Below are 13,593 nucleotides of genomic sequence, written 5' to 3' on the forward strand. Positions count from 1 at the left end.
ATACCCAAACAACCAATAACATTCATTTACTCAATAATCACTTTTCGGGTTACATTCCTGTTTCCTTGTATAATTTTCAGGAAATACATACCTCTGCTGAGCATGTCTGTATGAATTTGGTTATCGCTGACAGTAAGCGGATAGGAGCGTCCAAGACTATCAAAAAGCAGTAATTCAGCATTTTTGAAGTTGTTAGGAAGGATAAGAGTAAAGTCTCCTTGGTTCGGATTCGGATAGATTTTTACCTGCTCAGAACCAAAATCTGTTTCCGTTCCCAGCGGGATAGCAATACTTATTTTTAGAGGTACCGACAGCTGACTACAGCCTTCTTTGGTTACTTTTACACGATAATCTCCCGATACTTGAGCGTTATAAATGACGTTTGTGGCATTGGCAATCAGCGAGTCATTTCTCAACCATTGATAGGTCAAGCCTGTTCCAGTGTTGGCATTCATCCTTACCTTGAATGGTTCATAAACGGTCCCCTTGATGTCGGTTGTAATACTTGCCTCTGGTGTGGGCTTAATAGTAACTTTTACAGGATTTAAAATAGAGGAGTTTTGACAAAGTGGGTCTCGGATAATGACAGAATATGAGCCTGAAAGAGTCGCTTTAAATACATTGCTATTGGCATTGGCAAGGTCTTGTCCATCCATTTGCCATTGATAGCTCGAACCCTCTTGTTGGGCGATAGATAACTGTACTTGTGTGCCAGAACATACTTCCGTTGCTCCAGTTACCTCTATGGAAGTGTTGGTTGGATAAAGGCATTTGGTGGCATATTTTCGTAAACGGTGGGTGGCGAAAGTGCCATCTTCGCCAGAGGTAATCGTGGTAAATGTATTATTTGGGACATCTATAAAATAGTTAGAGCGCAGTGGATAGTAGTTTTTAGGATACTCAAAAAACGAGTGGTTTCGAGTGTTGATTTTGAGATAAAGTCAATCTTTGTCTCCACACCATAGTCTTTCGAATAAATCCAATAATCATTGCCTTCTTTGTCATTTACAAAAAAATGATAGGCATTGTGGCTATTGGCAGGTTTGGTTTTTTTCCATACTAAACTACCATCATTCAATCGAATTTTTGAATAAAATGATCCATGATTGATATACATGAAATCAGCAATAATCTGCGGATAAGCAATCGTTTCATCTTTAAAAGACCACTTTGTGGTTCCGTCCAAATCATAGCCAATTACTTCGTTGAATGCAGGGTTGTCGGTAGGATTAACTTTGGGTTTTTCTTTCAGGACAGAAAATACATTACCCACAAAACCTGAAAAGTAGTCAGTACTAGCGATTTGTTTAACCCAACTTGCATTGGCAGCTTTGAAATTACCAAAGCCGATGAATTTGGCGCCTGAGTTTGCATTGATTTGGAACATCACTCTGTCGTCATCTACCCGATAGGCGGATGGCTCTGAAGCGCCAAATAAGTTACTATCTTTAAAACTCAAGGTTTGATACTGACCAGATTGGTCTATTTTTATGAGATAAAAGCCATCCTGTTTTTGGTGTACCAATACAATCGAGCTGGTATTTACTTCTTCGTTATTATTAGAAACAATACTGCCTTTTTGACTGAAATAGGGATTAGAATCTATTTTGTCCTTTACAAAATCTACATATCCTGTACGAAGTCCCGTCGAATCATATCGGTACACTTCTTTACTGCCAATGAGCCAAAATCCTGCATCTGGTGATTTGATGACAGACAGAGCTCCGCCACCAAAACCTGCACCACTCGCTCCCATTGTAGGGACTTTTACTTTTTCTTTTCCAAAACTATCTAAATAGAGGTATTCACCTCCCTCAATTCTAAATAGTGCAAGCTTGCTATTGGCAAAACCTTCGATTTTTTGACTGGCGTTGTATTGCCAAAGCAGAATACCCGCAAAATTATATTTATAAATCGTTTTTTCAGTGTGAAAAATCAGTCCATCGGCCACTTCTGTGGAGGCCAAAATATTGGTCATGAGATGTTTGGTCGCTTTGATTAATGATAATTCTTTATCAAAAATAAGGAGGCTATCCTGTGTCGCAATCCAACCTACTTTATTGCCTCTTTTTAGCTTAGAAAATACTTTTCCATACGGAAAATTGACTTCATTCCCGTCTTTATCAAATATCCGATAACCCATCGTTTGACCAGTGAAACCACTCAAAACTGTTACAATGGTTTTGCCCGATGCTGTGACATCTAACAGGGTATATGGTACATCATTTTCTAGGTAAAGGTCTTGGCGTTCCCAGAGTAATTTGGGAGTTGTTTGTCCAAAAGCTGTGCCACACATCGCTAGTAGGATAGCGAATAAAAAGGTAATTTTTTTCATATAATGGAATGTTTGAAATGCTTAAATAAGCCTACATAGATTTAGTAAATGAAGTTTTAGGGATTAATACTGTGTTGAAAATATAGGTTTGGGGTTATCAAGACAAAGCCCTGTTATTAGCCTAGCGCATAAAGCTTATCGCCTAATGCTTGTAAAATTATTGGATTTTATAACTGAGCCCTAACTTAATTCCAAGGTTGTACGCACTTGTTTGTATCAAATTACTAGAGTGATTGATATTGTTAAGCATATAGCTGGCGGTAGGTTCTATCGTCAAAAAACACTGTGTATTGATAGCGTGTTGTATTCCACCCGAAACTTGCAGGAAAGTATTGAGTTGACTATTGCTAGGGTGATACATCATATCAGTGCCAGTGGATACGAAATAGCGACTTCGTCCAGAAATGCGCAACAATCGCTGTACATCTGCATGGAGACCAATCATCTCCAGATTTTCACTTTCAACTTTATTTTGAGTGATTTGCTCAATTGTTCCTTGATTGTTGTTCTTTACTAGATATTTATCAGTACTGACTTTATATTCAGCCCATTGTCGCATTTTTAAGAAAGAAATGCCTCCTCTAAAATTCCAAGAGCTATTGATGGATTTTGTGATTCCTATGGTTGCTTCAAAACCGTTTCTTTCAGGGTCGAGTAGTTTATTTCTTTGTAGGCTTACGATGTCAGGATTGTCTATTTTCAATATTCGATAAGTCTGCAAAGGTGTGAAACTCACACTTAAATAGGTCGATTTGACAACAGGTTTTTGAGACTTAAGGACAGTGAATTTTTCAATGATTGGCCATTCTATTTTAGGTTGATTAACTAAAATATTTTTGCTTTCCATAAACTCAAAGTGGTCTATTTTTAATCCATTTTCAGGCATATTGATAGACGCAGAGGAATGATTTTTGTTGGTATAGTTATTAGGGATTTCAGAGCTTTCAAGTAGAGGCAAAACTGGGCTTAAATCAGAGTGTTCATACCCCTTAAACGTTCTATGCTTTGCTTGATTGCTGTATTGTGCTGAAGCATTTTTTTGCCCTTTTGAAGCAGTAGGGTTTTCAGTATTTAGAATGTTTTTTTCTGTTGATTCAAGACTATTTTGCCACTCTTTTTTGTTCGTATCATTTTTCTTTGCAACTGCCAAATGTGATTTTATCTCTTGAATATGGTCTTTGTTTTTTTCTAAAAGAGTCAATTGATGTTTGAAATTTGTTGATTTTTGTTCCAGCATAAAAATCACTCCAGTGCTTAACAGCAATAGCAATGCGATGGCTGCTACTGCTAGTCTTTTGAAAAGCTTGGCAGAAAATGGTTGATGTGGATGAATGGATGCATCTATATATTCCCAAGTTTGTTCGGACGGCTCAGGCTCATAATCCGAGAACGTATCTTGGAGCAAGCGTTTGAGTTTATCTTCTTCTGGATTTTGCATTTTTATATCCTTTTGTATTGCGTTAACTTATTGATATGTAGCTATTAAGCTTTCTGGTAGCCAATTTTTAATAATTCCCTTTTTAGCAAATTGCGAGCCCTTGATAGTTGTGATTTTGAGGTTCCTTCTGTGATATTTAACATTTCGGCAATCTCCAAATGGTTGTAACCATCTATCAAATACAAGTTTACGACAAGTCTGTATCCATCAGGCAATGCATTAATTATTTGTAGAATCTGGTCTCGTGCGAGATTGGCAAACAAATCCTCTTCATTTTCTGTCACTTCTGCAATCGACTCATATCCCACGAGGGAGCGCTCATGAACGGCGTGCCTGTAATGGTCAATAGCAGTTCGAATAACGGTCGATTTTACCCAAGAATTAATAGCATCTAAGTTTTCGAGGGTATGAATATTTTTGAAAATTTTAATAAAAGCTTCTTGAAAAATGTCCTCAGCCTCAGTCACCGTACGCGCATAACGCCTACATACGCCCAAAAGTCGACCTTTGTATAAATTATAAAAGTCTGTTTGTGCTTTGGGGTTGTTGCGTTTGCAAGCAATGACTAATTCTTTTTCGTTTTGAGGCATTTATAGGTCTTAGTATTCAGAAATCATGAAGTGATGATTGAATTTTTGGGCTAGTTTGTACGATTTATATGATTTGATACTGATAAATAATTTTTCCATCGGCATCCAACCGCATAGCATATCTAACATTTCCTTGTTTTATTTCCACCAGAAAGTGATTTGGTGCTGTGTTGATCGTATTTGCATCAGTTGCTTGATAGATTACACGGGCATTAACAAAAATCCAATTGGGGAAAGTTGAGCTCAGTGTACTTTTGATAGCATCTGGTAGCTTGTTTTCGGCTAATACTTGCGTATGAACAATTGTGAGATTATGCTCATTCGTTTGCTCTTCGGCGACGATATAATTGTCTGATTGGCCCACTTTTAGCGTAACGAAGCTAGTTTTGTTTTGTCCAAAAATAGTTTTTACAATACCATAATCGAATTGCCAATTGGGAAAATTAGCTTGCAAATAGCTCTTTGTTTTCGAAGATATATTTGCTGAGTTTAACACTTTGTAGGCATAATTATTTTCGATAGATGACGCCCATTCCAAAACTAGTCCTGTTTCTGAAAGTACTATTTCGAAAGTTTGTAAAGCACCGTTGGATAAGTCTCTAAAATTTACAAATAGCTTATAGGATTTATCCGTTAATTGATAAATTACCACACTTGCATTTTTGAGCTGATTATTACTCACAAATTGCTTTACAACTAAGGGTACTTGGGTGTCGTAGTTGATTTGGTCGGTACTTGTAAAAATGATAGATAAAGCTTTTTCGTTTGAGGGAGTTTGTTCTTTCACAAAAGCATTTGCCGAGTTATAGAACAAATGTACCGTTGTATTATTGGCAGTTTTGATGACCAATTTATAACCTTCCGTGAGCGTGGTTGACTTCATCAAATCATAGAAAGCAAGTATTTCGGCTGAAGGGTATTGGCTGATAAAATGCTGTTTAATCGCTTCAGGTAGGGATTTGGGAATACCTACCAAGCTGTTTGAATCAATGATTTCTCCTTGGTAATCCACCACAGATAATACTTTGCCAACTGAGGTGACAAATTCAGTTTGCCAAGTTTTATCCTTTTCAAGAGGTTCAAATACGAACGAGCTAACCGCTGGATATTTTTGTTTAAATACTTCCGTACTAGCTTGCGGAATACTGGAAGGCGTGATGGGCATTGTCGCTTCCACTACGGTATCACAGCCTTGCAATGCAACAACGCTCAGAATACCAGCAAGTATTCGACAAGGAACTATAGGAATATGTAGGTTAAATGTTGTCATGAGGTTCTAAAAGGCGTCGCATAATTGCCTTTTCAACTACACAGACGTAAGTGGTTATAAAAAGGGTTGCATGTATGAAGGAAAAATATTAGAAAGAATTTAGTCTTTTATTTTTACACTTTTTAATTACAGGTACTTTACTAAATTCGATTACTTCTTCAATAAAAACTCAAAAGGTAAGTTAAGTCTTTTAGCCCAAGCTTTTTCGCTATGATCTTCACCTTCAAATTTAAGTGTTTCCCAGTTATTTGAGGTAAAGCCTTTTTTGAGCATCAATTCATCAACTTTTGCTTGATGTTTTGGATAAAATGCGTCTAATGTTACCGTCCCAAAATCAAAATAGATTTTGTGCGTTTTGGGCGATGGGAGGTGTGCTTCCATATATTTCAAAAATGCTTCGGGAACAGGGTTGTCATTATCCGAAAAAATACCAATCCAGTGAGTGGATAAACAAGCTGCGCCACCAAATATCTCAGGATATTCACAAATAGCATACATAGAAATCAATCCCCCCATACTACTACCAGCCACGAAGGTATTCGCAGGGTCATTCCAAACAGAAAAATTTTGGTCGATATAGGGCTTTAACTCGCTTACCAAAAACTTTAAATAATTATCAGAAACAGGCTGAAAGTTTTTCTCTGTTCTACCTATTTTTTTGAGTTCGTCTATTACGAAAGCTTTCTGATTTGGGCTAAGTGACTCATAGGGTTTTTGAGGGAAATAATCAGGATGGCGTGTTTCACCGCCATTCCAAATGCCGACTATGATAAAATCCTTGGTCTTGTGTGACTTCATTAGCTTATTGGCAACTTCATCCGCCTGCCAGTCTTGTTTGTTCCAAGTAGTGGTACTGTCAAATAACATTTGTCCATCGTGCATATACACAACCGCATACTTTTTTCGGTTACTATAACCCTCAGGTAGCCAAATGTCTATATTTCTTGCAGAAATAAGTTTTGAAGGAAAGTTTTCAATCCTTACAATTTTGCCAGAGGATACTTTTGGGCCTTGTGATTGTGACATGGTAGAAATCGTGCTTAATACAAAAAGCAAGAGAAGGTAAATGTTTTTGACTATCATATTTTGAGTTGTTTCTGGTAAAGAAACACAAATTCAATTGAAACGAAGTGCCACTTTACAAATTAAAGTATCACTTTCAGAAGAGTGAACGCTTTAAAGTTAATTAGTCCCTCAATCCAAGCTACTTGTCGTAAAAAGGAGAATTTGTTTGGCTTCTTCTGCACTAGCGATTATTTTTAAAAGACAATCAACAAAACACTTTTTTCATGAAAAATACTTTACGAATTGGTATCGCTATCATGTTGCTTTGTAGCAAGTCTTTCGGACAAGCCTTTAATAATCTGCCTGTACTTACACAAAAACCTCCATTACATGGAAAACATTGGATGGCAGTTACAGGAAAACCCCTCGCCGCCACAGCAGGAGCCATGACTTTCTCGAAAGGAGGTAATGCTATAGATGCTGCTTGTGCTATGCTTGCCGCCACTTGTACCATGTGGGATGTATTGAGCTGGGGTGGCGAAACACAGGCTTTAATTTATAATCCTAAAACTAAAAAAGTGATTGCTATTAATGCCCTTGGGGTAGCGCCTACAGGAGCGACTGCTGATTTTTTCAAAAATAAAGGCATGAAATATCCTCCTGAATTTGGTCCCTTAGCGGCAGTTACGCCTGGCACGCCAGGAGGATTAATGACCATCTTGGCGGAATATGGTACGATGTCTCTCAAGGATGTATTGGCACCTGCGATGCAAATGGCAGAAGGGTATCCGATAGAAGCGCAAACGGCTAATTCAATCGAAAAAGCTAAGGAACAAATCAAACAATGGCCGTATTCAAAAAAGGTATTCTTGCCTCATTTAGGCGCTAAATACGAAGCCCCTGAAGCTGGTGAAATCTTCGTGCAAAAGGATTTATTGGAAACGCTACGCAAATTGGTAAAGGCTGAACAGCAGGCTTTGGCAAAGGGGAAATCTCGTAAGGACGCTATTTATGCGGCTTATGATGTTTTTTATAAAGGAGAAGTTGCAAAAGAATTTGTGAGAGGTTGTCAGGAGCAAGGTGGCTTGATTACTGAACAAGATTTGGCGAACTGGAAAGTAAAAATCGAAGAACCAACGATGACAACTTACAGAGGAATTGAAGTGTACAAATTACAACAATGGACTCAAGGGCCTGCGATGCTTCAAACCTTGAATATCCTAGAAAACTTCGATTTGAAAAGTATGGGCTATAACTCTACTCGCTATATTCATACCTTGTATCAGGCAATGAACTTAGCATTTGCCGACCGTGATTTTTACTATGGAGATCCAGCCTTTTCTCCTGAAGAACCGATGAAGGGTTTGCTTTCGAAAGAGTACGCTAAAGAGCGTAGTAAACTTATCAATCCAGATGCCAATGACCCTAAAATTGGTCCTGGAGACCCTTATCCATTTGAAGGAAAAATTAACCCGTATCAGGATATTTTGAAGACTTGGATGGGAGCAAGTACTTTTTCTCCTAAAAATAATGCCGTTTATAATACCCAATTCGAGGAGGGTTTTACGGCTGGAACAACTTCAGTAGAGGCTGCCGATGCTGAAGGTTGGGTCATTTCGATGACGCCGAGTGGGGGATGGGTTCCAGCTTGTATTGCGGGCAATACTGGTGTTGGCATGAGCCAGCGAATGCAGGCATTTGTATTGGATCCAAAGGAAAATCCTTTTAATGTGGTGGAGCCAGGCAAACGTCCACGTGTGACTCTGACTCCGAGTATGGCTTTGAAAGATGGAAAGCCTTATTTATCATTTGCCAAACAAGCAGGTGACGAACAAGACCAGTTGTTATTACAGTTTTTCTTGAATATGGCGGAGTTTGATATGACTGTTCAGGAGGCTTGCGAAGCACCAAGTTTCAAAACATTGCAAATGTATTCAAGTTTTGGAAAGCACGAACGTATCAATGGTGGTTTGACGCTCAATGAAGCAACGCCTAGTTGGACACGCAAAGATTTGAGTCGAATGGGCTATAAAATCAATTATCAAGAGCGCACAAGTGGTCCTATCAATGCCATTTATTTCGACTGGAAACACGGTAGTTTCTGGGGTGGATCTAGTAATCATGGCGAGGATTATGGTATAGGGTGGTAGAGGGGTTTTGAGTGATGAGTTGTGAGTGTAAAGTGCTGATAAATAGAATTTTGTATTTCATTTTGTTGTATGTAATCGAAGAACTAGCATACATAACTCACAATTCATCACTAATACTTAATCCTCCATTCCTTTACCTTCAATGATTTTTGGAAGATATTTTTCAATTCTTGTGATGCGGGTTTTGGCTTGTTTGGCAGAGGAAAAATGTAACAAATATCCTCTTTGTCGACCCGGTGTAAGTTGTTCAAACGCTGTTTTGATAGCTTCATCACTGTCCAATAGTTCTTTGAACTCCTCAGGCATTGTAAATTCTGAAGTAGGTTTGTATTCCACTTTCAAGCCTGCTTTTTCTATTTCAATCGCCTCCAAAATGTACGCTTTAATCAAGGTACGATTTTGAATGATTTCTTCCAGATGTACAAATCTGAGTTGGCGCCTATCTTGTACATTTTCGGTTTGTTGAATCAACAGTTTAGCCGGGTCTTTCATCAAAACACCTTTGAAAAATAGCAAAGCACAGTAATCCTTAAAGCTGTGAATCAAGACGATATTGCTGTTTTGATAAGTATAACAAGGATGCATCCATTTGATTTCTTCCTCTAAGTCGCACTCCAAAACAATTTCTCGGAGTGTTTCCATTTCTAACTTCCATTTTTGGTCTTTCTCAAAAAAACGATCTGCTTTCATTTTAAATAGGATTTTATTAAGAGGTAAAATGTATGATTACTCAAAAATATCCTTATTTTTGGGTAATTAAAAATTATCGAAATGAACTTATTATTCTCTGCCAATACACCTCCACCAGTTGCCTGATCGGCTAAACAACTGGATGTCGATTTACTCTCACAAAATTTGTGAGAGCTGTTTTTTATATCCATTCACAAATAAGGTTGTTTAGCCATTTATATCAATATGGTTTTACTGAAAATTTTATAACAACCTTTTAATGAAAAACTTACCGTATATTTTGATGGTACTTCTTGGCGGAGTACTCTACGGCATGATGTCGTCTTTTGTCAAATTATTTTATACATTTGGATACAATGCTGCCGAATTATCGTTTGGTCAAGCACTTGGATCTGCCTTCGTATTAGCGCCCACGATTCTATTAATTAAAGAGAAAAACACTGTTTCACTAGATAGAAAAGGGGTGATCTCTTTACTATTGACAGGTGCAGCAATCGGGATGTCTAATTTTTTGTATTATCAATCCGTAAGCTATATCCCTGCCTCGCTTGCCATTGTAATTTTAATGCAATTTACATGGATAAGTTTGTTGCTAGATTGGCTGTTTTATCGAGTTCGACCACGCAAAATAGAGCTTCTGACTGTACTATTAATTTTGATTGGAACGGTACTCGCAAGTGGTATTTTCGAACAAGAAATTCAGTCTTTTTCTTGGATAGGTGTTGCTTTCGCGCTTGCTACATCGTTTACCTATGCTAGTTATATCGTTGCCAACAGTCGTATCAAAAATGAGACTGCATGGCAAGTGAAAAGTACCTTGATTATGACAGGTTCGGCGATTTGTATTTTTATGGTCAATGCAAAAACTATTATAACGAGTCAGCATTTTGATGTGAATTATGGGTATATGATTTTGTTTTTGAGTGTGTTCGGTACGACGATACCAACGGTTTTGTTTGTGAAAAGTATTCCTAAAATTGGCGCAGGCATCAGCTCTATTTTGATGACAATTGAATTACCTATTGCCGTAATTTGTGCGCATTGGATACTTGGAGAGTCGCTAAGCAAGATTCAATTACTCGGTATTTTGACGATGCTAGGAGCTATTGTTTGGATGAATTATGTGAAGTCTAAAAAACAATCAGCGTAATAATTTCCTGCTGACATACGGCTGTCATATTGCTGTCGTAGCTTTGTGACAGTCGTACATATAAATGATCTGTAGCTATGCAAGAAATAGAAACTTTTTACCCTAAAAATATAGCAGAATGGCGAGATTGGCTTGAACAGCATCATCAATCTCATCAGTCTATTTGGGTTGTATTTTATAAAAAATCATCTGGAGAACCTACCATTACTTGGTCAGAAGCGGTGGATATGGCGTTATGTTTTGGTTGGATTGATAGTAAAAAAGTGTCAGTGGATGCGGCACAATCATTACAGTTTTTTAGCAAAAGAAAAGCAAAAAGTACGTGGTCGAAAATTAACAAAGATAAAATTGAAAAATTGATGGAGTCTGACTTGATGTTTCCTGCTGGATTAGAGTCAATTAGGATTGCGAAGGAAAATGGTTCTTGGACGATGTTAGATGAAGTTGAAGCATTGGTTATTCCATCAGATTTAAAGGAGAGTCTCCAATCAGTGGAGGGTTTATTAGAAAAATTTGAAGGACTTAGTAAATCGGCTAAAAAAGAAATGCTTTTTAAAATGTTATTCGCTAAGCGACCCGAAACTCGCAAGAAGCGTATAGAAGAAATTGTTGCGCTATTGCAGAAAGGTAAATGAGGAAAAACAAAATTTATTCACTCTTCGTCAGAATCCTTCAATCGACAAGTTATTTTCGATTCAATACCTCAAAATTGAATAAACCCACTATTTTTGTTGATTACATATTTCAAACTGCATCAATAAAGAACCCCAATGATGAATCACATGACGAAAAAATCTTTGCTTATTTGTAGTATTTCTTCCTTCTTATTTGTTCAATGTCGAACAAGTAAAGTAGTTGAGGTGGCGGAGATTAAGGAACAAAATTGTATTTCTTGCTTTCAACCTGAATTGGTAAATAGTAAAGCTACTTGCGAAACTTCTGCGATTGTTTTTGATGGTACCAAAATTTTGATTGCCAACGATAAAGACATGCCAGATGGACGTACTTCTGTTTTTGCCATCCTAAGCAATACGATCACGACAGATACTTCTAAAATTGTATATCTCAAAAATCCAATATTCAAAGCGGCTAAGAAATACGAAGACTTTGCCATTACCCCAAATCAAAGCTTGATATTTTTATCTACTGGCTTTGATAGAGTAAAGGATAATAGCCCAGAATGGGACGGTTTTAATACCATTTTCTATTGGGAAAAAGGGCAGGACGAATCGCCAAAAGTACTTTCAGAAGACGGAAAGGCAACAAGTTCTGTAGGTTTGAGAAAACAAATTTCGAAAGTATTAGCCAACGAAAAATTCCCAGAAGGAGTGCCATATTTCAAAATCGAGGGTTTTGCAGCTACTAACACTCACTTATATTTAGGTGTAAGAGAGATTGGTGAAAGTTTTCAAAATCCGATTTATGTGGTTAAAGTGATTGAAGTGCCATATACCTTCAAAAGTGGTGAGGTTTCTTTGTCTGGAGCGATGAAGGTAATTGCTGATTTTCAACCTGATAAGCAAGTGGTCGGTGATGTAAAATTAGGACTTTCAAGCATCGAATACGATAGATTTAACAAACGTTTTGTGATATTAACCTCTTACGAAACGCCAGAAAATGTAGGCGCATATCTTTGGACTGCCTCTTTGAATGACTTGAGAAGTAATAAGATTTCGATTGTTAAAACATCAAACGGAGAGCCTCTAAAGCTCACTACCAAAGCAGAGGATGTGACAATCGTTGATAAATCAACCCTGTATTTAATCAATGATGATGACCGTTTGAAAACAAAAATAAACGGACAAACACGTCAACTGAACCAAGCTTTTTATCAAGTAATAAGTTTGAAATAGATGATTTTATTGAGTGGTTGAGTGATTTAGCGAATTAGTGATTTTTAAAATTACATATTTTAGTAGAGACGCAATGCTTTGGGTGTAATTGTCATTCGTTTTCATCAAAAAAGCGGTCGGAAAATAACTTTCGACCGCTTTTTTGATGAAAAGTTTGTCAATAAATCTAATTCCAAATTTAGTATTTGAAACTATTTATTTTTTTTGCTTTCACAGGTTTGCCGCTACCAGCCCAAAGTAATCCTCCCCAGATATGGTTCATTGGGATTTCGTCTGAGAAGGTTTCGTGAGTATGTCCCCAGTTGGTATAGAAAGCACGACCGCCATCGTATAAATGATACCAAGCCATTGGGTGAAAATCGCCCATTGTACCTTCTTGATACGACTTTTCATCAACCGTCAATAACACTTTTACCTCTTTGTTGAACTGTTTGAAGTTATAAAACTCATCTTTGCGTTCGAAGCTTGCAGGAAGTTTTTCGGTTGAAGGATGTTTAGCATCCGTTATGGTAAATTTACCCATTTGAACGTTTGAAACGTGCTTGCCAGGGTGACCATCGAAGTATCCGCCAACCATTTTGCCGTACCATGCCCAATCGTATTCCGTATCAGAAGCCGCGTGAATACCTACAAAACCACCACCTGCTTGAATATAATGTTCAAATGCAGTTTGTTGTTGTGCGTCCAAGACATCACCAGTGGTATTATTAAATACCACAACCTTGTATTGTTTGAGATTGTCTTCATTAAAAAGACTTGCATTTTGAGTGGTGTCTACTGAGAAACCATACTTTTTGCCAAGCTCAAACATCGCAGAAATACCATAAGGAATAGAACTGTGGCGGAAGCCTGCTGTTTTTGAGAAAACTAAAATTTTCTTGCCTTTCAAAGGGTTTGCTTCTTGTGCAGTCATATTAAAAATGACTCCAGCAACAAGCATCAATGCAAAACATACTTTTTTCATGTTTAAATCAATTGGGATAAGTTGAAAAATTGAGTGCCAAAATATAGGTAAATCAGGAAAAATCTATCCTTTTTTCATCTAAAAAGCCTCTCCACTGAAAAGGAGAAGCTTTTTAGACCATACTCAAAAATAGTTTTAAAAGCCTAAT

Annotated in this window: 12 protein-coding genes; 4 read left to right on the forward strand and 8 right to left on the reverse strand. The window is 37.5% G+C overall.

Annotation, left to right across the window (positions count from 1 at the left end):
• Positions 1-26: 26 nt before the first annotated feature.
• From BWI92_RS25745 to BWI92_RS25770, 6 genes are all read right to left on the reverse strand, one after another.
• Positions 27-656: a T9SS type A sorting domain-containing protein gene (locus tag BWI92_RS25745; protein ID WP_095168396.1), complete on the reverse strand. Its 630-nt coding sequence runs from the start codon at positions 654-656 to the stop codon at positions 27-29.
• Positions 657-856: 200 nt separating this feature from the next.
• The gene (locus BWI92_RS25750) at positions 857-2,335 is read right to left on the reverse strand and encodes a hypothetical protein (protein ID WP_095168398.1); all 1,479 of its coding nucleotides are present in this window, start codon (positions 2,333-2,335) and stop codon (positions 857-859) included.
• Positions 2,336-2,492: 157 nt separating this feature from the next.
• The gene (locus BWI92_RS25755) at positions 2,493-3,773 is read right to left on the reverse strand and encodes a hypothetical protein (RefSeq protein ID WP_095168400.1); all 1,281 of its coding nucleotides are present in this window, start codon (positions 3,771-3,773) and stop codon (positions 2,493-2,495) included.
• A 44-nt stretch (positions 3,774-3,817) separates the two neighbouring features.
• Positions 3,818-4,363, reverse strand: a complete 546-nt coding sequence (locus BWI92_RS25760) for an RNA polymerase sigma factor (RefSeq protein WP_095168402.1) — start codon at positions 4,361-4,363, stop codon at positions 3,818-3,820.
• A gap of 64 nt (positions 4,364-4,427) precedes the next feature.
• Positions 4,428-5,633, reverse strand: a complete 1,206-nt coding sequence (locus tag BWI92_RS25765; protein ID WP_095168404.1) for a hypothetical protein — start codon at positions 5,631-5,633, stop codon at positions 4,428-4,430.
• Positions 5,634-5,783: 150 nt separating this feature from the next.
• Positions 5,784-6,659, reverse strand: a complete 876-nt coding sequence (locus BWI92_RS25770) for an alpha/beta hydrolase (RefSeq protein ID WP_229363577.1) — start codon at positions 6,657-6,659, stop codon at positions 5,784-5,786.
• A 296-nt stretch (positions 6,660-6,955) separates the two neighbouring features.
• Between BWI92_RS25770 and BWI92_RS25775 the strand changes: the two genes are divergently transcribed.
• On the forward strand, positions 6,956-8,788 hold the full coding sequence (locus BWI92_RS25775; protein ID WP_095168421.1) for a gamma-glutamyltransferase family protein: 1,833 nt from the start codon (positions 6,956-6,958) through the stop codon (positions 8,786-8,788).
• Between the two features lie 117 nt (positions 8,789-8,905).
• On the opposite strand, the gene BWI92_RS25780 is transcribed toward BWI92_RS25775, so the two are convergent.
• Entirely contained in the window at positions 8,906-9,478 is a 573-nt protein-coding gene (locus BWI92_RS25780) for a YdeI family protein (RefSeq protein ID WP_095168410.1), read from the reverse strand.
• A gap of 259 nt (positions 9,479-9,737) precedes the next feature.
• On the opposite strand from BWI92_RS25780, the gene BWI92_RS25785 reads away from it, so the two are divergent.
• The 3 genes from BWI92_RS25785 to BWI92_RS25795 all read left to right on the forward strand — a co-directional run bounded on the left by BWI92_RS25785 (position 9,738) and on the right by BWI92_RS25795 (position 12,481).
• A complete protein-coding gene (locus BWI92_RS25785; RefSeq protein WP_095168412.1) occupies positions 9,738-10,628 on the forward strand; it encodes a DMT family transporter in 891 nt (296 codons plus the stop codon).
• Between the two features lie 77 nt (positions 10,629-10,705).
• The gene (locus BWI92_RS25790; protein WP_095168414.1) at positions 10,706-11,263 is read left to right on the forward strand and encodes a YdeI family protein; all 558 of its coding nucleotides are present in this window, start codon (positions 10,706-10,708) and stop codon (positions 11,261-11,263) included.
• Positions 11,264-11,410: 147 nt separating this feature from the next.
• Positions 11,411-12,481 (forward strand): hypothetical protein, encoded by a 1,071-nt coding sequence (locus BWI92_RS25795; RefSeq protein ID WP_095168416.1) that lies wholly within the window; start codon positions 11,411-11,413, stop codon positions 12,479-12,481.
• 178 nt (positions 12,482-12,659) lie between these two features.
• Here the strand turns inward: BWI92_RS25795 and BWI92_RS25800 are convergent, their stop codons facing one another.
• On the reverse strand, positions 12,660-13,445 hold the full coding sequence (locus BWI92_RS25800) for a ThuA domain-containing protein (protein WP_095168419.1): 786 nt from the start codon (positions 13,443-13,445) through the stop codon (positions 12,660-12,662).
• Positions 13,446-13,593: the final 148 nt, after the last annotated feature.

It is taken from the genome of Flectobacillus sp. BAB-3569, from assembly GCF_002270355.1.
Taxonomy (GTDB): Bacteria; Bacteroidota; Bacteroidia; order Cytophagales; family Spirosomataceae; genus Flectobacillus; species Flectobacillus roseus.

Coding starts and splice junctions, on each gene's coding strand:
- BWI92_RS25755 (WP_095168400.1), bottom strand. CDS start 3,773: ATGCAAAATCCAGAAGAAGATAAACTCAAACGCTTGCTCCAAGATACG.
- BWI92_RS25745 (WP_095168396.1), bottom strand. CDS start 656: ATGGATGGACAAGACCTTGCCAATGCCAATAGCAATGTATTTAAAGCG.
- BWI92_RS25800 (WP_095168419.1), bottom strand. CDS start 13,445: ATGAAAAAAGTATGTTTTGCATTGATGCTTGTTGCTGGAGTCATTTTT.
- BWI92_RS25795 (WP_095168416.1), top strand. CDS start 11,411: ATGACGAAAAAATCTTTGCTTATTTGTAGTATTTCTTCCTTCTTATTT.
- BWI92_RS25775 (WP_095168421.1), top strand. CDS start 6,956: ATGTTGCTTTGTAGCAAGTCTTTCGGACAAGCCTTTAATAATCTGCCT.
- BWI92_RS25790 (WP_095168414.1), top strand. CDS start 10,706: ATGCAAGAAATAGAAACTTTTTACCCTAAAAATATAGCAGAATGGCGA.
- BWI92_RS25765 (WP_095168404.1), bottom strand. CDS start 5,633: ATGACAACATTTAACCTACATATTCCTATAGTTCCTTGTCGAATACTT.
- BWI92_RS25750 (WP_095168398.1), bottom strand. CDS start 2,335: ATGAAAAAAATTACCTTTTTATTCGCTATCCTACTAGCGATGTGTGGC.
- BWI92_RS25780 (WP_095168410.1), bottom strand. CDS start 9,478: ATGAAAGCAGATCGTTTTTTTGAGAAAGACCAAAAATGGAAGTTAGAA.
- BWI92_RS25785 (WP_095168412.1), top strand. CDS start 9,738: ATGAAAAACTTACCGTATATTTTGATGGTACTTCTTGGCGGAGTACTC.
- BWI92_RS25770 (WP_229363577.1), bottom strand. CDS start 6,659: ATGTCACAATCACAAGGCCCAAAAGTATCCTCTGGCAAAATTGTAAGG.
- BWI92_RS25760 (WP_095168402.1), bottom strand. CDS start 4,363: ATGCCTCAAAACGAAAAAGAATTAGTCATTGCTTGCAAACGCAACAAC.